This is a genomic window from Bariatricus sp. HCP28S3_D3 (assembly GCF_052065755.1).
Taxonomy (GTDB): Bacteria; Bacillota; Clostridia; order Lachnospirales; family Lachnospiraceae; genus Allocoprococcus.
The window spans coordinates 1-20,074 of record NZ_JBQHTK010000016.1; the positions used below are offsets into that span (position 1 = coordinate 1).

Sequence of the window (20,074 nt, forward strand, 5' to 3'; positions counted from 1 at the left end):
CTGCAGCAAATGCGGAAAGATCAAGAAAGAATTGTCACTGTCAGAACGGATCTATGAATGTGGGTGCGGGAATCGGATGGATCGGGATGTGAATGCAGCGATCAATATCCGAGAAGAAGGAAAAAGAATTTTATGCGCATAACTGCGGCTGAAATATGCCCGTAACCGGGCAGAAAAGAACCGCGGGGCACGCGGAGATAGCTTATTGATACTTAGCCCTATCGGGCTATTGAGTAAGAAGCCCCTACTTCAAAGCTTTAGGGCTTAAGTAGTGGGAGCATGTCACGAATTCTTGTTGCTGTTCTTTTTGCCAGCTTTCGAATTGAGAAAGCAGATGTTTGTGCATATGGATTTCTTGTAAAAGTGCTTCTCGCGTGTGTAAAAATGGGAATAGAGTGTGCAAATTATTTGACATAGGCAAATCCTCCTTGGTAAAAAATAATATTGTTTGTTTCATCATTAGCGGGTTATTGCCTCGAAAGGGAAGCACCGAAAATGAGATGCCTTACGGCGAGAAAAATAGCAGGTAGAATCCTGCTGTGTTTTGATAAAGTTAGAATAGCATGAGTAGATGGAAAGTGCAAGATATACAGAAAAGTAACAGCTGGAAAAATACAGCTCTCCGCATTGAGTGCTTGTGATTCTTTTTCAAGTATGTTACCATTATTTATGGAAAAATCATGAAACACTGGGGCAAGTTTAGAATATGAAATATTTAGCACATATAAATGCCAAACATGATGAGCAATTGTTAAAAGAACATTTAAAGAACACAGCAGAGCTTGCTGGGAAATTTGCAGATAATTTTGGTGCATATGAATGGGGATATTGCTGTGGACTTTTGCATGACATAGGAAAATATTCCCTAAAATTCCAGGAAAGACTTCATGGTAATGAAGAAAAGGTAGACCATTCTACGGCCGGAGCAAAAGTGTGTTGGGATAAAAAAGGAGCACATCAGTTTTTGAGTTATTGTATTGCGGGACATCACGCAGGTTTGCCTGACACGGGTGGCATTAGTGATATGAGTACACAAGGAACAATGCTGGGGAGACTTAAAAAGAGTCTGGAAGATTACCAGAGATTTACGGAAGAAATTGAAATCCCCGAATTAAAGAATTTGCCTTTTCAACCAGTTGAAGGAGAAAATCTGGATTTCTTTGCAAGTATGTTGATAAGAATGATTTATTCCTGTCTTGTTGATGCGGATTATCTTGATACAGAACGATTTATGGATGGGGAAAGTATCAGAAATAATGGGGAGCCTATAGAAAAGTTATTTGAAAAGCTGGAATCACATATTTCCGGATGGCTTGATAACGATGATTTAAACACAATAAACGGGAGAAGAACAGAAATTCTAAAGCATTGTTTAGAGATGGGGAAAGAACAAAAAGGGATTTTTCGGCTTACTGTTCCGACCGGAGGCGGGAAAACGGTTTCTTCGCTTGCGTTTGCTTTAAAGCATGCAAAAGAACATCATATGGAGCGAATCATATATGTGATTCCATATACCAGTATTATTGAGCAAAATGCAAAGATATTTGCCGATATACTGGGACAAGATAATGTATTAGAATGTCATTGTGCCGTTGATTATGAATTGAACGAGGAATTGAAACCGATGCAGCTTGCGACGGAAAATTGGGATAAGCCAGTCATAGTAACTACGAGTGTACAGTTTTTTGAGTCCTTATTTTCAAATAAGCCATCTAAGTGCAGAAAATTACATAACATGACTAACAGTGTTATTATTTTTGATGAAGCGCAAATGATTCCAAATGATTATCTGAAACCATGTATAAGTGTACTGGAACAATTATTGCGTTATTATGGCAGCAGCATTGTATTATGCACAGCAACACAGCCTGCGTTAAAAGAATTATTATCACCGGAAATAAAGATTAGGGAATTGTGTGCGCGAATGGATGAACAATTTTCTTTTTTTAAACGTGTTTCTGTGAAAAATCTCGACAAGATAACGCAAAGCGAATTGATTCAAAGACTGGAACAGGAAAATCAAGCACTCTGTATTCTAAATACAAAAAAACGTGCCCAAAATATTTATCAGCGTATAAAGAGAGAAGGCGTTTATCATCTGTCAACAGCTATGTATCCTGTTCATAGAAAGAAAGTGCTGAATGAAATCAGAGAACGGCTGCAGAAACAGGAAAAATGTATTGTGGTATCTACAAGTCTTGTGGAAGCTGGGGTGGATCTGGATTTTCAGACGGTATACAGACAGCTGGCTGGAGCAGATTCTATTATACAGGCAGCAGGCAGATGTAACCGAGAAGGTAAAAGAACGGAAACAGAATGTTTTACGTATATTTTTAAACTGGATCAACAGGAATATGTGCAAGGGCAGAGACAGCAAATGGAAGTAACAGAAGGTCTGCTTGAAGAAAACAAAAATCTGGAAGAGTTGAATACGATAGAACAGTATTTCGAAATGTTGTATCACTTCCGCGGAGATAGTCTGGATAAAAAAGGAATATTGAAAAAGTTTAGAAAAGGAAATTTTCAGTTTGCTAGTGCCGCCAGAGAATTCAAGTTGATTGAGGAAAAAACAAAATCTATTCTTGTCCCAAAAGAAGAGGCAGCGCAGATACTATTATCACAAATAAGAATCAAAGGCTTCACGAAAGAACTTGTGCGGAAAATGGGACATTATTGTGTCAATGTTTATGAAAATGATTTTAATAAGATGTACGCGTTAGGAATGCTGGGTGAAATAACAGAGGATTCCAAGACGGATTGCTATGTTTTGAATTCTCTGGGAAAATATACAGATGACATGGGGCTTACATTGGATAGTGAATATGGTGAGGCAATATTAATATGATGGAAAGGGAAGTGCAATATGCACTTCCCTTTCCATTAACAGTTAATGATAAATAAAGATATTTCAATCCACAATTGGGAAAAACCAAAAGACTCTTTCACTATATCATATGATATTAAAAAATGAAAGAACAAATAACTTGTCAAATGGTAAAATAGATATTGACAATATTTAGAATTGTATTGTAGTATTATGTTAAATTAAGATGAAAAATCGTATTAAGGAAAGGAGATATTATGATTTTATATCATGGAAGCAAAGAGGTAGTAGAATATCCAGAAATAAGGAAAGCTGTATTTAACAAGGATTTCTATTTTGGCTTTTATTGTACTGAATATAAAATGCAGGCGGAACGGTGGGCAACTAGATATGGAAACAAAGGGTACGTAAATAAGTATGATTATGTACCAAATGCGGAATTGAAATATTTAAAATTTGATACGATGACGGAAGAGTGGTTGGATTTTATTGTTGCATGTAGATTGGGAAAATCACATACCTTTGACATTGTAGAGGGACCAATGGCGGATGATGCAATTTTTAATTATGTTCAAAATTTTATTGATAAAAAAATTTCGCGAGCGGCTTTTTGGGAATTGGCAAGATTTAATCATCCGACCCACCAAATAAGTTTTCATACGATTTCAGCTTTAGATACATTAACGTTTCTTGGAAGTGAGGAAGTATATGGGCGCAAAAAATAATAATAAATTGTTTTATACATGCAGTCTGATTGAATATATAGGAAGAATTCAGAAGAAAAGGAGAGAGGAAATCCTTGACGAACTGGGGCAAAAAACTTTAGAAAGAATTTACGAATATTCAGATATATTACACTGTGAGCCAATAGAAAAGGTCGCATACGAATTTATGAATGAATGTCAGATGACATCAGGAACCTTTGATAATGTCGGAGAATGTAGGTTTCGGATACCGGATTATTGGGCGATAGGAGAAGTCTATGAAAGACTGATTGAGGACAGCTATTCAGATGAGGATATAGTTGAGGGGATCTGGGAAGTATATCATTCGTGGATTGATGAGAAAATTTCTGATTACAACACAGACTTTTATTTTCAGCCACGAGATTATATTGCGGCATGTTATAGAAAAGGGGAGATTTTATAGTAAAAGGAGATGAATGTCCATGGCAAAAGGTGTTAGAGTAAAAGTATGGGGCGACTATGCATTATTCAGTAGACCGGAGATGAAAGTGGAAAGATGTTCTTATGATGTCATGACACCTTCGGCAGCCAGAGGAATTCTGGAAGCAGTCTATTGGCATCCTGGGATGAGATGGATTATTGATAAGATTTATGTAAATAAACCAATACAATTCACAAGTGTCAGAAGGAATGAAGTAAAGAGCAAGGTATCGGCTAATAATGTATTACCAGTGTATAATGGGAGTCCTAAAAGGCTTTATCTTAGCAGTAAAGCAGAAATTGTACAAAGATCTTCCATATTGCTTCGAAATGTGGAATATGTTATTGAAGCACATTTTGAAATGACGGATAAGGCAAATATCAGTGATAATTCTGGGAAATTTAAGGACATTATTATGCGGAGATTAAGGAAAGGGGAGTGTTTTCATACGCCGTATTTTGGATGCAGAGAATTCCCGGTAAGATTTTGCTTGTGCGAAGAAGAGGAAATTCATACAGCTTATTCGGATGAGGATGAACGGGATTTGGGATTTATGCTCTATGATATGGATTATTCGAATCCAGAGAATATCCAGCCTATGTTTTTCAGGGCAATTATGAAAAAAGGAGTGATCGATTTGAAAGACTGTGAGGTGATTCGATGATTCTGCAGGCATTGGTGAATTATTATGAAGCGTTATTGGATAATAACAAAGTCGCAGCACAAGGATGGTGTCAAGCGAAAGTGTCCTATGCTTTGAATCTGGATGTAAATGGAAGAATAAAAGGAGTGATAACTCTAAAACAGGAGATGGAAAGAGGAAAAATAAAGGTACTGGTACCTGTATACAGAACGGTTCCACAGACAGTTTCCCGTTCTTCAGGGGTACTGGCTAATTTCCTTTGTGATAACTCGAAATACATTTTGGGAGTTGACACATCGGGAAATGGGAAAAGAGTGCAGGAATGTTTTGAAGCTTCTAAAGAAAAGCATTTAAAAATATTGAAATCAGTGAGCGGAGAGATGGCAGAAGCCATAAGAAATTTTTTTTGTACATGGAATCCGGAGAATGCAAAAGAGCATGACAAGCTAAAAGAAATATGGGAAGACATTACGGATGGAGGTAATTTGATTTTCGTAATGAATGAAAACGAAGCACAGGATGATGGGGCGATACATACGGCATGGGAAGATTTTCTGAATCAGGAAGAAGGAAAAATGTCGGGGACATGCCTTGTTACAGGAAAAAAAGATGAAATTGCAAGAATCCATTCGACGATAAAAGGTGTACAAGGAGCACAATCCAGTGGAGCGGCGCTGGTATCTTTTAATGCCCCTGCATTTGAATCTTATGGAAAAGAGCAGAGTTACAATGCACCGGTAGGAAGATATGCAGCATTTGCTTATACGACAGCGTTAAATTATCTTTTGGCACAAAGAGATTATGTTTTTCAATTTGGAGATACAACGGTTGTGTTTTGGGCAGAAGATGGAGAAGAGGTATATCAAGATCTGTTATGTGGATTCTTAGAACCACGAGATGATAATCAGGAAATAATAAAAAGTATTTTCAAGAATTTAAAAGAACGACGGGCAATTGATGTAAATGGAATCAAATTGAATATCAATCAAAAATTTTATGTTTTGGGATTGGCGCCTAATGCAGCCAGATTGGCAGTCCGCTTTTTTTATGAGGACAGTTTTGGAAAGATACTGGATCATCTTCAAAAGCATTACAATAGAATGAAATTGGTAAAACCGTCCTGGGAAAAACGGGAATATTTAGGTGTTGGAAGCATGTTAAATGAGACTGTTAATCAAAAAGCTAAAGAGAAAAAGCCGATACCGAATCTTCCGGGAGCGGTTTTAAGAGCAATCCTGGAAAATGGAAGGTATCCTGAAAGTCTATATAACGATATATTGATAAGGGTTAGAGCAGAGCAAGGGAGGATTACATGGGGACGAGCTTCGATTATAAAAGCATATTTAATTCAAAATAAGGCATTAGAAAAGGAGGAGGATTTTGTGGTATTGAATCAGGAGGCAAATGATACGGCATATGTGTTGGGGAGAATTTTTGCAATACTCGAATACATACAGAAGGATGCCAGCCCGGAGATTAATTCAACGATAAAAGATAGATATTTCAATTCAGCTTGTTCAAATCCGGCTTCAGTCTTTCCGATTTTGATGAAACTAAAGAACAGCCATCTTCGAAAAATAGGAAGACAAAAAGAATGGAGAAAGGCATATTTTGAAGGTGTACTGGCAGAACTGCTGGGGAAAATAACAGAATTTCCTAAAAGTCTTACACTAGAAGAACAGGGGCATTTTATTTTAGGATATTATCATCAAGTACAGAAATTATATGAAAAAAAGGAGGAAGAATAAATGAGTGAGGTAATTAAAAACAGACACGAATTTGTAATTTTATTTGATATTGAAAATGGAAATCCAAATGGAGATCCTGATGCGGGCAATATGCCGAGAATAGATCCTGAGACAGGATATGGACTGATTACGGATGTGTGCTTGAAACGTAAAATAAGAAATTATGTTGAGACAGTAAAAGAGGATGAACCAGGTTATAGTATATATATTAAAGAAGATGTTCCCCTTAACAGAAGTGATAATAAAGCTTTTGAATATCTTGGGGTAAATGAAAAGACAGTGAAAGAACTGAAGAAGAAAGATCCCGATGCCGATTTAAAAATCAGGGATTTCATGTGTCGAAATTTTTATGACATTCGAACATTTGGAGCAGTCATGACTACATTTGTAAAGGCTTCATTAAATTGTGGGCAGGTAAGGGGGCCGGTGCAACTTGGATTTGCAAGGAGTATTGATCCGATTGTAAGTCAGGAAGTTACGATAACCAGAGTGGCAATTACTACCGAAAAAGATGCTGAGAATAAAAGTACAGAAATGGGACGTAAAAATATTGTTCCGTATGCTCTGTACAGAGTAGAAGGATATATTTCGGCAAATCTTGCAAGAAAAGTGACAGGATTCTCAGAGGATGATTTAGAACTTTTGTGGGAAGCGATTATTAATATGTTTGAGAACGACCATTCCGCAGCACGGGGAAAGATGGCTGTTCGCGAATTAATTGTGTTTAAGCATAGTAAGGAACTGGGAGATTGCCCGGCATATAAATTGTTCGACTCTGTGGAAGTGAAAAGGAAGGAAGAGGTTGTATATCCGAGAAAATATCAGGATTATACGATCAATATATGCGAAGATATGATACCGGATACAGTGGAATTGATAAGGAAAATATAATGGAATACAGAGAAGATGAATATTTGATGATTTCTGGGATTCAACATTTTAGCTTCTGTAGAAGACAATGGGCCTTGATCCATATTGAACAACAATGGGCAGAAAATGAACATACAGTGATTGGAGAATTAATGCATAAAAAAGCGCATGATCCATACTTGACAGAGAAGAGAAAGGATGTGCTTATTACAAGAGCACTTCCGATTTCTTCACGTTTACTCGGAATAAGTGGAGAATGCGATGTAGTAGAATTTCACAAAAAAGAGCAGGGAGTAAAGTTGTATGGGCATAGAGGATTTTTTGAAATATATCCGATAGAATATAAAAAAGGAAAACCTAAGGAGTCCGAAGAAGATATTTTGCAATTGACGGCACAGACATTGTGTTTGGAGGAAATGTTCTCTACGGATATTTCAGAAGGCGCACTTTTTTATGGAGAAACAAGAAGAAGAGAAATTATTCAATTTACCGGCGAATTAAGGAAACATGTAAAAGATATGGTAAAAGAAATGCATCAATATTATGCAGATAAGTATACACCAAAAGTGAAATATAGTAAAAGGTGTAATTCTTGTTCATTAAAGGATATATGTATGCCCAAAATGGAGAAAGCATCTACAGTAAGTGAGTATATTGAGCAGGCATTGGGGGATTTGCAGTGAAAAAATTGTTGAATACATTGTATATTACATCAGAAGACAGTTATGTGTCTCTTGATGGGGAAAATGTAGTTGTTTCAGAGAACGGGTGTGAGAAAGGAAGAGTTCCACTGCATAACTTAGAAGGAATCGTTTCGTTTGGATATAAAGGGACAAGTCCGGCGCTGATGGGAGCATGTGCAGACAGAAATATTTCTTTATGTTATTTGTCACCTCAGGGGAAATTTTTGGCAAGAGTAAGTGGAAAAGTCAAAGGGAATGTGATTTTACGTGAACAGCAATATAGGAGTTTTCTGAATGATGAAACCAGCTTGAATGTTGCAAAGAATTGTATTATTGGGAAAATATATAATGCCAGATGGGTGTTAGAGAGAGCAACGCGGGATCATGGTTTACAGGTGGATGTTGAGAAAATGAAAAAGGCATCAGAAAATCTGAAGAATTCATTAAATGATGTACGCGATTGTGGGGCAAAGGAACAGTTACGTGGATTTGAAGGGCAGGCGGCTCAAATATATTTTGGCGTTTTTGATGAATTGATTCTTCAACAGAAAAAAGACTTTTTCTTTCAAGGAAGGACAAAGCGGCCTCCTACAGATAACGTAAATGCATTACTTTCATTTGTGTATACGTTATTGACCAATACTATTACTTCTGCATTGGAAACGGTTGGTCTTGATCCATATGTGGGATGTCTTCACACTGAACGCCCCGGACGAGTCTCGTTATCTCTGGATTTGATCGAAGAATTGCGTCCGGTTCTTGCAGACCGGTTTGTAGTATCTTTGATAAATAAAAAAATGATCTCGGGAAAAGGATTCAAGAAAAAGGAGAATGGTGCAGTTTTGATGGATGATGAAACCAGAAAAATTGTATTAGTGGAATGGCAGAATAAAAAGCGTGAGACTCTCACACATCCTTTTCTAAAGGAAAAGGTTGAGTGGGGAATGGTACCTTATGTTCAAGCTATGTTGCTGGCAAGATATTTGAGAGGAGATTTAGATGCGTATCCACCTTTTTTATGGAAGTGAGGGATTAGTTTATGCTGGTATTAATTACGTATGATGTAAACACAGAAACATCTGCGGGTAAAACTAGATTAAGAAAAGTTGCAAAGCAATGTGTGAATTATGGTAGACGTGTACAGAATTCAGTATTTGAATGTGTGCTTGATAATGCCCAATGCATCCAGTTAAAATCAGTGTTGTCGGATATTATTGATCCAGAAGTAGATAGTTTAAGGTTTTACTATTTAGGAAATAAATATAAAGCAAAAGTTGAAAGTATAGGTGTAGAACGCGGAATTGCAATAGACGATGTACTGGTTCTGTAGTTATTAGTTGGTGCGAATTATCAGTGAACAAGAAAATACTAGTTGATTCGCACTTGAAAATGATTGCAAAAAACATATAATTAAGTAGAAAAAGCTATAATTTGTAAGCGTTATTTGCAGATTTTGACAAGATTCACATAATTCCCTGAAAAAATATTGCGAATGTGTGCAATTTTGCTGTCGCTCCCCTCGCGGGAGCGTGGATTGAAATACTGTCTGACAACGCCATAACACTTGCGGTATTTGTCGCTCCCCTCGCGGGAGCGTGGATTGAAATTCTCTGCTCATCGTTATCACCTCCCTCTAGTACCGTCGCTCCCCTCGCGGGAGCGTGGATTGAAATATGTTTTCCACATCTGACAGATACTTGACCAGGAGTCGCTCCCCTCGCGGGAGCGTGGATTGAAATGCTATCCAATCTCTGTATATGTCAATCAGATCGTTGTCGCTCCCCTCGCGGGAGCGTGGATTGAAATGCTACATGCATATGCGGGAGGAGACGGGAAAACGGTCGCTCCCCTCGCGGGAGCGTGGATTGAAATCTTGAAAGTAGGTGGAATGAAATATGGAGACCAGGTCGCTCCCCTCGCGGGAGCGTGGATTGAAATGATCAGATATCGGTGTTTGGAAGCGGAACGATCGTCGCTCCCCTCGCGGGAGCGTGGATTGAAATGAAAATATCAGAATATGCTGAATACAACGAGCATCGTCGCTCCCCTCGCGGGAGCGTGGATTGAAATTTCTAATACATATGTACGCTCAACTACGCTGTTAGTCGCTCCCCTCGCGGGAGCGTGGATTGAAATAGTCAAAAGCAATCATCAAAATTATGTCATATAAGTCGCTCCCCTCGCGGGAGCGTGGATTGAAATCCATCGGAGTAGCACTGATAGAATGCGTCAACCAGGTCGCTCCCCTCGCGGGAGCGTGGATTGAAATTGCAATCAGTTCGATAAAGTGTGTACGGAACTGGGTCGCTCCCCTCGCGGGAGCGTGGATTGAAATCGTGGAAATTCGTCTCCAGTTACAGCCGGAACGGTCGCTCCCCTCGCGGGAGCGTGGATTGAAATCATAAAACTGCTGAATGAAAGTGAATATATCTCGTCGCTCCCCTCGCGGGAGCGTGGATTGAAATAAATTATTTACCGAAGGTGTTGTACAGAACCCGGTCGCTCCCCTCGCGGGAGCGTGGATTGAAATAACGCTTCTGCCACATCCTTACCTACAAAGTAGGTCGTCGCTCCCCTCGCGGGAGCGTGGATTGAAATCTCTTACTTCTGTAATAACTCTCATTACATATCAGTCGCTCCCCTCGCGGGAGCGTGGATTGAAATCAATCAAAAGAACAAAAAATCTGGAGACCGGAGAGGTCGCTCCCCTCGCGGGAGCGTGGATTGAAATATTTTTCGGATTTGTAACAGCTGGAAGCTGGTCCGTCGCTCCCCTCGCGGGAGCGTGGATTGAAATAGAATCGTTGGAGATATCAAGCTTTTTGAAACACGGTCGCTCCCCTCGCGGGAGCGTGGATTGAAATTATATATACATATGTTTGTGTGTGGGTGTGAGTGACGTCGCTCCCCTCGCGGGAGCGTGGATTGAAATTTCGAAGGGGTTGCGATTATCTGCGAACAGACAAAGTCGCTCCCCTCGCGGGAGCGTGGATTGAAATTCTCAGAAAGATATTGATGAGTTTATCGAATTTGGTCGCTCCCCTCGCGGGAGCGTGGATTGAAATTAAAAGCGTCTGCATTTGATGTTGCGGCGATTCCGTCGCTCCCCTCGCGGGAGCGTGGATTGAAATAGCAGGTAGTGATGCAAGTTTTAGTGGTGGTGCTAGTCGCTCCCCTCGCGGGAGCGTGGATTGAAATGTTGTGTATTCTGGGAAAAAGGATGGATTGTAGATGTCGCTCCCCTCGCGGGAGCGTGGATTGAAATATTCGGTATTCGAGAATGCTCATAGCCCCCATCGGTCGCTCCCCTCGCGGGAGCGTGGATTGAAATCAGTTAAGTCAGTGTTGCTGTGACATCATGCAGAACGTCGCTCCCCTCGCGGGAGCGTGGATTGAAATATCACATTCTGGTTGTCAAATCCTCTCTGTACCTCGTCGCTCCCCTCGCGGGAGCGTGGATTGAAATATTCTTGCTTCGTTCATTATGTCAGCACCCCACTGTCGCTCCCCTCGCGGGAGCGTGGATTGAAATTGGAATACTTGCATCCATTTCGTCAAGGAAGAAGGTCGCTCCCCTCGCGGGAGCGTGGATTGATACAATGAAAGCGAGTACCGCTGTGGTAAGTGTGTATTGTATAATTTAACAAAGAGACATTCATTTTGTTACGATGCTTGGGTTAAAAGCCTTGTATTAAAAAAATGTATTAATTGTTTATAAACATAGCTTTTGACACCAACCCCTGCCACGACCAGCGCCCCTCGGCTTCAGAGCCGTAACTATGTACCCGTCCCCCAGTCATCCTATTGTGATTCTTATTCAAATATGTTACCATGATTTATGGAAAAATCATGAAACACTAAAGGAGATCAAAGAAATGAAGTTTTCACAAATGCCTTATGAGCGCCCGGATCTTGAGGCGGTTAAGGTGCAATTAAATGAGTTTAATGAGCGTCTGGCAAGGGCGGAAAGCTATGAAAGTGCGAAGGCTGTTTTTCTTGAGAGGGAAACGTATGAGAAGCATGTAGATACCATGGAGTCACTGGTATCCATCCGCCATTCTATTGATACCAGGGATGAATTCTATGATGACGAGATGAAGTTCTGGAATACATCGGGACCGGTTCTGGAAGAATACCGTCAGGAATGGAATAAAGCAATGCTGGAAAGCCCGTTCCGTCCACAGTTCGAAGAAGAATACGGTAATGTAATGTTTATAAAAGCAGAAATGGCTAAGAAGACATTTGCACCGGAGATCATCCCGGATCTGCAGAAGGAAAATGAGCTGGCGACGACGTATGAGAAGTTGCTTGCATCAGCGCAGATTCCGTTTGAGGGGGATGTTTATACTCTTTCGCAGATGGCACCGTTTAAAAATGATGCGGACGATGACAGACGTCTTGCAGCATGGAAAGCGGAGGGGCAGTGGTACAAGGATAATCAGAAGGAACTGGATGATCTGTATGATCAGCTTGTTCATGTGCGTGACCAGATTGGAAGGAAGTTGGGATATGACGGATATACCGAACTTGGTTATTATAGAATGCAGAGAAATTGTTATGGGAAAGAAGAGGTTGGTCGATTCCGTGAGGCGGTTGTGAAATATCTTGTGCCGGTAGCGGATGCGGTATGCAGAGAGCAGGCGAAACGTATTGGAAGGGAATATCCACTGAGTTTTGCGGATGCGGCGCTGAAGTTCCGTTCCGGTAATCCAAAGCCGTGCGGAGAGCCGGAAGATATTCTTGCACAAGGCAAGAAATTCTATGATGAACTGTCTCCGGAGACCAGCAAATTTTTCAACACCATGTTGGATCAGGAACTTCTTGATGTATTATCAACGCCTGGAAAAGAAGCCGGAGCTTACTGCTCAAGCATTGCTGACTATGGAGTGCCGTTTATTTTCGCGAACTTTAATGGTACCCAGGGAGATGTGGAAGTCGTGACACATGAGGCGGGACATGCATTTGCGGCCTGGCTGAATCGCGACCGGGTACCGTACAGCCAGATCTGGCCGGGAATGGAAGCTTGTGAAGTACATTCTATGTCTATGGAATTCTTCGCATGGCCGTGGGCTGACGGGTTTTTTGGTGAAGACACCCGTAAGTTCAAGTACAGCCATCTCGCCGGTGCACTGACATTCATTCCGTATGGAACGATGGTGGATCATTTCCAGCACATTGTGTTTGAAAAACCGGATATGACACCGAAGGAAAGGCACGGAGTATGGAAAGAACTGCTGGGAATTTACATGCCATGGATGAAACTGGACGGCGAGATTCCATTTTACAGTGAAGGAGAAGGATGGCAGAGACAGCACCATATTTATTCGCTTCCATTCTATTATATCGATTATTGTATTGCACAGACGGTGGCTCTGGAGTTCTGGGCAATGATTCAGGAAGACCAGAAGAATGCGTGGGAACACTACATGGCATATACCAGACAGGGAGGAAGCCGTGTGTTTACGGAACTTCTGGAGCATGCGGGAATGGTAAGCCCGTTTGACGAAAACTGCCTGAAGAAAGTGGCGGAAGCTGCAAAGAAATGGCTGAGCGAGTTCGATTTGGGAGGGATTCAATAAAAACAGACATTGCTTTAGCGTGTTTATTTTTGTTTTTCATTGGAGGGTATTCTGCCGGTTTCCCTTTTATAAGCGCGGGAAAAATAACTCTGGCTGTTAAAACCAAGCTTTATTGCGACAGAAGACACACTTTCTCCATCCTGAAGGAGTTCGGAAGCGGTCTTCATTTTGAGTTTGATCAAATACTTATGGACGCCGATTCCCGCAAACTTCTCAAAAATGCGTTTAATTCCTGCTTCGCTGATGTTGCAGAACCTGGCTATTTCTGATATGGACGGCTGGCGATGGATATTGCTGTTCAGGTAACTGATTGCTCTGCTGAAGCATACCGCATCCGGTGCGGAGGAAGTGGAGGATACGACTCCATTTTCGGACAAATGAAGAATCAGTTGCTGAATGTAGGTACTCACTGTCTGAAAGTAAGCGGGGGAGTGAACGAAAGACTCCAGGTAGTCAATGCCTTTAGAATTCGAAGAAGAGAGATTATCTGCCTCGGATCTCATATAAGAGAGCATCCGGCAAATAATCTCTTTTTCGGATTCGGACAGAGCAAATACTTTGTTTTTGAGAAATGAAGTAAGTGATCCTTCGGCAGAAAATGAGAAAATCAGCAGATCGGCACCGACTTCCCCATGAATAAGAAATTTATGAAATTCCATCGGTTTATGAAATACGATATTACCGCGTGTAAGGTTGTAAACACGCTCATCTCCGGAGACGCAGACTTTGCCGTCCATGACGTAAAGGCATTCCCAGAAATTGTGGGTTTCCCCTTGAAAAGCATACCCATTGTTATAATGCATTTCAAATAATGAATAAAGACTATTTATTTTAATTTGCTCTTCAATATGATAGGCCATCCAGACTATGTTTTCTTTTTGCATACCGATATTCTCCCGTATCTGTGTCAGATTCTGCATTTGCATGCTGCGATTTAGTGTTCCCATATTCTTTGTATATAAAATGAGCTAAAAATACATATATATGAGCTAATGAGCTATAGATATATCTTTTTTATGGTGATATTATAGCATTGTTCAGAAAAATTGAAAAGTGAATCTTATGGGGATAAAGGAGGAGAATGATATAATGGATATCAAGATTGGATTTATTGGACTCGGAAGCAGAGGAGCCAATTTGTTGGAAGACATTGTGCTTGGACAGGGAGAACATGTGACGGCGGTTTGTGATTCCTACGCTGACCGGGCGGAAAATGGAGCGGAACTGGTGACAAAAGCGGGTCAGGACAGACCTCATGTATATACAGATGCGGAGGATGTGATTCGGGATGAAGAAGTGAATACGGTGATCATAGCATCTGCGTGGGAAAGCCATGTGGAGATTGCGATTGCTGCCATGTATGCGGGGAAAGCGGTGGCGATGGAAGTAGGTGGGGCCTATACATTGAATCAGTGCTGGGATCTGGTAAAAGCCTATGAAGAGACAAAGACACCGTTTATGTTTTTGGAAAACTGCTGTTTTGGAAGACGCGAAATGATGGTACTCAATATGGTACAGCAGGGCGTATTTGGCGAGATCGTGCACTGCGCCGGTGGATACCAGCATGATCTCAGGAAGGAAGTTACATTTGGAAAAGAGAACAGGCATTATCGCCTCAGAAATTACCTGTCAAGAAACTGTGACAACTATCCGACACATGATCTGGGACCGATTGCCAAAATATTGAATATCAATCATGGAAATCGTATGCTGACACTGACATCAACGGCTTCAAAGGCGTCCGGACTTCGTGATTACATTTTAAAGAATAAACCTGAAGATGAATTTCTGAAGAACCAGATTTTTACACAGGGAGATGTCGTGACGACGGTCATTAAATGTGCAAAGGGTGAAACGATTGTGCTGACACTGGATACAACTTTGCCGCGATATTATACCCGCAATTTTACAGTACGGGGAACCGCGGGAATGTATGAGGAAGTGACAGATTCTGTATTTCTGGACCGAGAAGAGGATATTGCCCATGATTTTGACTGGGGAAAGACAAATATAAACAATGCTCACCTTTATGAAGAACAGTATGAGCATCCGGTCTGGAAGGAGTATCTTGCCGAAGGAGTTCAGGGAACACATGATGGAATGGACTGGTTGGAATTTAGGACTTTCTTCCGTGCACTTCGAGAAAATGCACCTATGCCAATCGATGTTTACGATGCCGCTTCGTGGATGGCAATTACTGTACTTTCGGAAATGTCTATTGCCAGAGGCGGAGCAGTGGTGGATATTCCGGATTTCACAAATGGAAAGTGGGATAGTGAGATCCTTCCAAGGGAGTAATTGTTACCGGTTTATCATTCTTACGAAAAACAGATTGTATTTTCCTATATTTTTTGTAAAAACGTCAATTGTGCTTTGCTATTATTTTTCTTATAATTGCATTTGTGAATTTTGAAAGAAAGCGGCCGCTCTCCGATAGCACTTGAAAAGCAGGAGGGCGGTCGCTTGAACGATAGCAATATATGAGAAGGGGAGCAAAAGAGCATGGCATTACAGAAAGATATGACAACAGGAAGCCCCGGGAAGATTATTTTTGAATTTACACTCCCGGTTTTTATTGGAAATGTATTTCAACAGTTTTATAATATGGCGGATACGGTGATCGTCGGGAAGTTTGTGGGAACAGGTGCTCTGGCGGCAGTGGGAAGCACCGGAACGATCATGTTTCTGATCCTTGGTTTTGTGATGGGGATGACGGCCGGATTTACGGTGCTTACTGCACAGAAATTCGGAGCCGGTGATATGAAAGCAATGCGCCAGACAGTAGCGAGTGCGACGATACTTTCTACGTTGATGTCTGTACTTCTTACCGTGGTCAGTATGGCATTTATGAAGCCGCTCCTACGGTTTATGAAGACACCGGAGGATATATTTCAGGATGCTTATGTCTATATCATGATTATCTGTGCGGGAATTTTTGCACAGATGCTGTATAATCTGCTGTCGAGCATCTTAAGAGCGCTGGGGAACAGTAAGGTTCCGTTGTATTTCCTGATACTGGCGGCACTCCTGAATATCGTGTTGGATCTTGTGTTTATTATTGTATGTAAAATGGGAACGGCAGGGGCCGCATGGGCAACCGTGACAGCGCAGGGTATCTCGGGGGTTTTATGCCTGGTTTATATTGTGAAAAAGGTATCTGTTTTACATTTGAAACGAGATGACTTCCGGTTCAAATCATATTTGATATGGAATCAACTCAGAGTGGGTTTCCCGATGGCACTTCAGTATTCCATCACAGCGATCGGAAGTATGATGGTACAAACGTCATTGAATTTGCTGGGATCCGTGCAAGTGGCAGCATTTACCGCAGCAGGGAAAGTGGAACAAATTGCAAATCAGGCATATGTGGCGATGGGAACAACGATGGCGACCTATTCGGCGCAGAACATCGGTGCCGGAAAAGTAAAAAGAATCCATCAGGGATTTCGCTCAGTCACAATGATGGGATGCGTTTATTCGGCAGTGATTGGATTGCTCATAGCGTTCTTTGGAAAATATATGACATATGTTTTCGTTTCTGATAACGTCAATACGATTATGCAGTCGGTGGATATTTATCTGAAATGTGTGGTGATGTTTTTTGTCCCGCTTATGATCGTGAATGTATACCGAAACGGAATCCAGGGAATGGGATATGGACTCATGCCGATGATGGCAGGGGTGGCGGAACTGATCGGAAGAGGAGTAGTCGCCGTGGTCGCTGCCGGAAGAAAAAGCTATGTGGGTGTGTGCCTTGCAAGTCCTGCCGCGTGGGTATTGGCAGGAAGTCTGCTTCTGGTGATGTATTTCTACATTATGAAGCATGACATGAAGAAATTCGAACAACCTGTGTCGGAATAAATTTATCTTGAAAGAAGATAAAGACTCGGCGTACTTGAATTTTGGAAGAATGGGGAAAAACTCCGCTGAATAGACTTGTAATAAGGAATTCAAGCGGAGTTTTTTATGCAGTTTTTTCTCTATATGAGCGATTTTATTGTACCGTTTCTGATTTTGGGGATTGTGATCTATGGGATCAGTATGAATGTGGATGTTTATGATACCTTCATCAAGGGAGCCAGAAGCGGATTCCTCACGGTGATCAAGATCATGCCGACGCTCATCGGGCTCATGGTGGCGGTCGGGATTCTCAGAGCGTCCGGATTCCTGGAATACATATCCGGACTTCTGGGACGAGTGACACAGTATGTCGGATTTCCGGGAGAACTGGTGCCGCTTACGGTTGTGAAAATGTTCTCTTCTTCGGCGGCAACCGGCCTTTTGCTGGATATTTTCCGGGAATATGGAACGGATTCAAGAGTGGGTCTGATCGCTTCCATCTCGATGTCATGTACAGAAACGATTTTCTATACCATGTCCGTGTATTTCATGACGGCGAAGGTGACGAAGACCAGATACACATTTGCCGGGGCGCTCGTGGCTACGTTTGCGGGGCTGGCGGCAAGTGTGGTGTTGGCCGGGATGATGTGAGAAACGATGTCTTGCTGAAAACAGTTTTTTGAAGGAGGAATCCTGCAACCGGTACTAGTATAGCGTCCCGAAAATAACTGGACCACTCACTTGCCTCCTTCTCCGAGTGTGCAGGTCCAGTTATTTATCGGACGCTATACTAGCCTGCCGGAGGATCCTCCTTTTTTAGTTGTCTTTGTTCAATTTGAAAGTGCCTTTCTGACAGATTCATACACAATATCAAACGGTGCAGGCCCCACATCCAGTACGGCCTTATGAAATTCTTTCTGCGAGAAATCGTCGCCCTGTGTTCCCGCGATTTCTTTCTTCAGATTCAGAAATTCCAGATAACCAAGATAATATTTCAAATAGTTCGCCGGATCACCGACGATGAGTTCATAGAGATTCTGGATCGCTGCGAGGTCTGTGATCCCATAGTCTTTGAAAAACACAGCGGTATCGATCAGCGTCCACCCGTCGTAATGGATTCCGATGTCGGCAAGTGTATAGAGCCCAAGAAGAACAGAAGTATTCTTCTGGTACAGGCTGGCTTCCGGTTTGGAAATCGGTGCCATGTAGTAGGACATCATTTCTGCGTAGGTTGCCCAGCCTTCTACATAGCCGCCAAAATCGAGGAGACTGCGGATCGGATCGGCGTTCTGTGAAGAAAAATATACAGTCTGATACAGGTGACCGGGATAGCCCTCATGAGCCAGTGTGGTGTAGAGGGAAAGTCCGCCGGAAGTCTGCCCCTGATTGATGTAAATCACGTTTTCGGAAATATTATCGATTGCAGGAATCATGTAAAATGCAGGACTTAAGTAATCCTCCAGAGCGGTCGGGACATATTTGACAGAGGTCTCTACGTCCGGAATCTCTGGAAACGCACCGTTGATCTTCTGCCTCAGGTCATTTAACATCGAAGAAGGCGCCATGGAATCCAGAACCGACAGAAGCTGATCGGAATAAAGAACCTCTTCCATGGCAGTCAGGTCTTCTATGATCTGTTTTTGAGTCATTTTCTTCAGATCTTCGATGGAATCGGAGATGCCGGTTTTACTGCGGACCAGGATCTCATAATAGGTTTTCCCATCGGGTAAATAGCAAAGCCCTTTCTCATTCGTTCCGTTTCCTTTTAATGCATTTAAAGAATCGGCAAGTTCCAGATATGCAGGGAAAATCACATTCTGAAGCGCTGCGTCGTTCTGTGAAATAAGGCTGCTCCGTTCCTCATCGGAAAGCTCCAGAGAATCCAGCCGTTCTTCAAATGTTTCGTACAGATAATTATCTTCTCCCATTTCTACAAAGGAAATGCATTGGCTCGTAACAGAATCCACCTGATAATCCGGCATAAACATGCCGACGTCGATACGGGCATTTTCAAATGCAATCAAAGAATCAAAATAGTCATCGGTATCTTCCAGAAGTTCCAGATATGTTTCGGCATCTTCGACACTGTAAAACTGAAATTCCGAGAGCAGGACAGGAAGCTGGGCGTGAATGCCGGTGATTGGCGATAGAGGATCCTGGTAAAGGAGATATTCCGCCATTTGTGAGGAAGTATCCAGATAAGAGTCCAGAATTTCGTATGTCAGCCGATTCTCCTCAGAAAGAGAGGCGGGATGAAACTGATGAAGCGATGCCTGGCAGTTCTCAATCGAAGCCAGAGCAGCATCCGGATCGCTGGGAAAGCTCCCGTATGTAACGGGGCAGTCCGAAATACCGTAATCGTCCGGGTTGCGAAGGGTGTAGTGAAGGCTGATCGTGTTGGAAGAAACTTCACGGCAAAAAAGATCGTGGGTGAATTTACGAAATGCTTTATCTTCATTGGTTGAAAAGCTGATCTGACTGCAGCCGTTCAGCATAGTAAGAATTATGAAAAAGGGAAGAATGAGAGAAATTCGTTTCTTCTGGGAGTGAAGAAGGTGATAGGACATAGAGACTCCATAAGATTTTTTATTAATATATGAAGAAATAGGGAAAAAAAGAAATAAAAGATATTGACGAAATGCGAAAAATGTGGATAATATTCATAGAAACGACAAGTGACAAGACAGATGACAAGTGATGAGATGACATGCCGGATGGCA

General features: G+C 41.7%; 17 protein-coding genes and 1 CRISPR repeat array. Of the genes, 14 read left to right on the plus strand and 3 right to left on the minus strand.

All coding sequences use genetic code 11. The annotated features are described in order from the left end of the window. The coding region (locus tag ACTNB3_RS10705) for a zinc ribbon domain-containing protein (RefSeq protein ID WP_441017401.1) at window positions 1–142 on the plus strand (142 nt) is incomplete at its 5' end. Window positions 143–244: 102 nt separating this feature from the next. Here the strand turns inward: ACTNB3_RS10705 and ACTNB3_RS10710 are convergent. After that, complete coding sequence (locus ACTNB3_RS10710) at window positions 245–415, minus strand: hypothetical protein (RefSeq protein ID WP_441025534.1); 171 nt, start codon at window positions 413–415, stop codon at window positions 245–247. A gap of 291 nt (window positions 416–706) precedes the next feature. Here ACTNB3_RS10710 and cas3 point away from each other — a divergent pair, with 291 nt between their 5' ends. From cas3 to ACTNB3_RS10760, 10 genes are all read left to right on the plus strand, one after another. Next, window positions 707–2,845, plus strand: coding sequence for a CRISPR-associated helicase Cas3' (gene cas3 / locus ACTNB3_RS10715; protein WP_441017278.1), 2,139 nt, complete (start codon window positions 707–709; stop codon window positions 2,843–2,845). 236 nt (window positions 2,846–3,081) lie between these two features. Further along, entirely contained in the window at window positions 3,082–3,549 is a 468-nt protein-coding gene (locus tag ACTNB3_RS10720) for a DUF3990 domain-containing protein (RefSeq protein WP_427820657.1), read from the plus strand. Then, window positions 3,533–3,973 carry a hypothetical protein gene (locus ACTNB3_RS10725; protein ID WP_427820658.1) on the plus strand — a complete coding sequence of 147 codons (441 nt, stop codon included), beginning with the start codon at window positions 3,533–3,535 and terminating at the stop codon, window positions 3,971–3,973. Before ACTNB3_RS10720 ends, ACTNB3_RS10725 begins: the two co-directional genes overlap by 17 nt. Before the next feature lie 19 nt (window positions 3,974–3,992). Beyond that, a complete protein-coding gene (gene cas5c, locus ACTNB3_RS10730) occupies window positions 3,993–4,655 on the plus strand; it encodes a type I-C CRISPR-associated protein Cas5c (protein ID WP_427820659.1) in 663 nt (220 codons plus the stop codon). Continuing rightward, window positions 4,652–6,382, plus strand: a complete 1,731-nt coding sequence (gene cas8c / locus ACTNB3_RS10735) for a type I-C CRISPR-associated protein Cas8c/Csd1 (protein ID WP_427820660.1) — start codon at window positions 4,652–4,654, stop codon at window positions 6,380–6,382. Before cas5c ends, cas8c begins: the two co-directional genes overlap by 4 nt. Next, complete coding sequence (gene cas7c, locus ACTNB3_RS10740; RefSeq protein WP_427820661.1) at window positions 6,383–7,273, plus strand: type I-C CRISPR-associated protein Cas7/Csd2; 891 nt, start codon at window positions 6,383–6,385, stop codon at window positions 7,271–7,273. Then, window positions 7,273–7,935: a CRISPR-associated protein Cas4 gene (cas4, locus tag ACTNB3_RS10745; protein WP_427820662.1), complete on the plus strand. Its 663-nt coding sequence runs from the start codon at window positions 7,273–7,275 to the stop codon at window positions 7,933–7,935. Before cas7c ends, cas4 begins: the two co-directional genes overlap by 1 nt. Beyond that, window positions 7,932–8,963, plus strand: a complete 1,032-nt coding sequence (gene cas1c, locus ACTNB3_RS10750) for a type I-C CRISPR-associated endonuclease Cas1c (RefSeq protein WP_427820663.1) — start codon at window positions 7,932–7,934, stop codon at window positions 8,961–8,963. Before cas4 ends, cas1c begins: the two co-directional genes overlap by 4 nt. Window positions 8,964–8,974: 11 nt before the next feature. After that, a complete protein-coding gene (gene cas2, locus ACTNB3_RS10755; protein ID WP_427820664.1) occupies window positions 8,975–9,265 on the plus strand; it encodes a CRISPR-associated endonuclease Cas2 in 291 nt (96 codons plus the stop codon). A gap of 179 nt (window positions 9,266–9,444) precedes the next feature. Then, a CRISPR array of direct repeats spans window positions 9,445–11,533; the repeat unit is 32 nt; unit sequence GTCGCTCCCCTCGCGGGAGCGTGGATTGAAAT. Between the two features lie 277 nt (window positions 11,534–11,810). Continuing rightward, window positions 11,811–13,514: a M3 family oligoendopeptidase gene (locus ACTNB3_RS10760; protein WP_441025537.1), complete on the plus strand. Its 1,704-nt coding sequence runs from the start codon at window positions 11,811–11,813 to the stop codon at window positions 13,512–13,514. Between the two features lie 23 nt (window positions 13,515–13,537). Here ACTNB3_RS10760 and ACTNB3_RS10765 read toward each other — a convergent pair whose 3' ends face one another. Then, on the minus strand, window positions 13,538–14,398 hold the full coding sequence (locus ACTNB3_RS10765; protein WP_441025540.1) for an AraC family transcriptional regulator: 861 nt from the start codon (window positions 14,396–14,398) through the stop codon (window positions 13,538–13,540). A 205-nt stretch (window positions 14,399–14,603) separates the two neighbouring features. On the opposite strand from ACTNB3_RS10765, the gene ACTNB3_RS10770 reads away from it, so the two are divergent. The 3 genes from ACTNB3_RS10770 (at window position 14,604) to ACTNB3_RS10780 (ending at window position 18,005) form a co-directional block, all read left to right on the plus strand. Continuing rightward, window positions 14,604–15,812 carry a Gfo/Idh/MocA family protein gene (locus tag ACTNB3_RS10770; RefSeq protein ID WP_441025543.1) on the plus strand — a complete coding sequence of 403 codons (1,209 nt, stop codon included), beginning with the start codon at window positions 14,604–14,606 and terminating at the stop codon, window positions 15,810–15,812. Window positions 15,813–16,016: 204 nt separating this feature from the next. Next, complete coding sequence (locus ACTNB3_RS10775; RefSeq protein ID WP_441017266.1) at window positions 16,017–17,375, plus strand: MATE family efflux transporter; 1,359 nt, start codon at window positions 16,017–16,019, stop codon at window positions 17,373–17,375. Between the two features lie 105 nt (window positions 17,376–17,480). Beyond that, window positions 17,481–18,005, plus strand: coding sequence for a spore maturation protein (locus ACTNB3_RS10780; RefSeq protein ID WP_441025546.1), 525 nt, complete (start codon window positions 17,481–17,483; stop codon window positions 18,003–18,005). Between the two features lie 179 nt (window positions 18,006–18,184). Here the strand turns inward: ACTNB3_RS10780 and ACTNB3_RS10785 are convergent, their stop codons facing one another. After that, window positions 18,185–19,921 carry a DUF885 domain-containing protein gene (locus tag ACTNB3_RS10785; protein ID WP_441025549.1) on the minus strand — a complete coding sequence of 579 codons (1,737 nt, stop codon included), beginning with the start codon at window positions 19,919–19,921 and terminating at the stop codon, window positions 18,185–18,187. Window positions 19,922–20,074 lie beyond the last annotated feature (153 nt).

Coding starts and splice junctions, on each gene's coding strand:
- ACTNB3_RS10720 (WP_427820657.1), top strand. CDS start 3,082: ATGATTTTATATCATGGAAGCAAAGAGGTAGTAGAATATCCAGAAATA.
- ACTNB3_RS10765 (WP_441025540.1), bottom strand. CDS start 14,398: ATGCAAAAAGAAAACATAGTCTGGATGGCCTATCATATTGAAGAGCAA.
- cas7c (WP_427820661.1), top strand. CDS start 6,383: ATGAGTGAGGTAATTAAAAACAGACACGAATTTGTAATTTTATTTGAT.
- cas3 (WP_441017278.1), top strand. CDS start 707: ATGAAATATTTAGCACATATAAATGCCAAACATGATGAGCAATTGTTA.
- ACTNB3_RS10780 (WP_441025546.1), top strand. CDS start 17,481: ATGCAGTTTTTTCTCTATATGAGCGATTTTATTGTACCGTTTCTGATT.
- ACTNB3_RS10710 (WP_441025534.1), bottom strand. CDS start 415: ATGTCAAATAATTTGCACACTCTATTCCCATTTTTACACACGCGAGAA.
- ACTNB3_RS10785 (WP_441025549.1), bottom strand. CDS start 19,921: ATGTCCTATCACCTTCTTCACTCCCAGAAGAAACGAATTTCTCTCATT.
- ACTNB3_RS10760 (WP_441025537.1), top strand. CDS start 11,811: ATGAAGTTTTCACAAATGCCTTATGAGCGCCCGGATCTTGAGGCGGTT.
- ACTNB3_RS10770 (WP_441025543.1), top strand. CDS start 14,604: ATGGATATCAAGATTGGATTTATTGGACTCGGAAGCAGAGGAGCCAAT.
- ACTNB3_RS10725 (WP_427820658.1), top strand. CDS start 3,533: ATGGGCGCAAAAAATAATAATAAATTGTTTTATACATGCAGTCTGATT.
- cas4 (WP_427820662.1), top strand. CDS start 7,273: ATGGAATACAGAGAAGATGAATATTTGATGATTTCTGGGATTCAACAT.
- cas5c (WP_427820659.1), top strand. CDS start 3,993: ATGGCAAAAGGTGTTAGAGTAAAAGTATGGGGCGACTATGCATTATTC.
- ACTNB3_RS10775 (WP_441017266.1), top strand. CDS start 16,017: ATGGCATTACAGAAAGATATGACAACAGGAAGCCCCGGGAAGATTATT.
- cas2 (WP_427820664.1), top strand. CDS start 8,975: ATGCTGGTATTAATTACGTATGATGTAAACACAGAAACATCTGCGGGT.
- cas8c (WP_427820660.1), top strand. CDS start 4,652: ATGATTCTGCAGGCATTGGTGAATTATTATGAAGCGTTATTGGATAAT.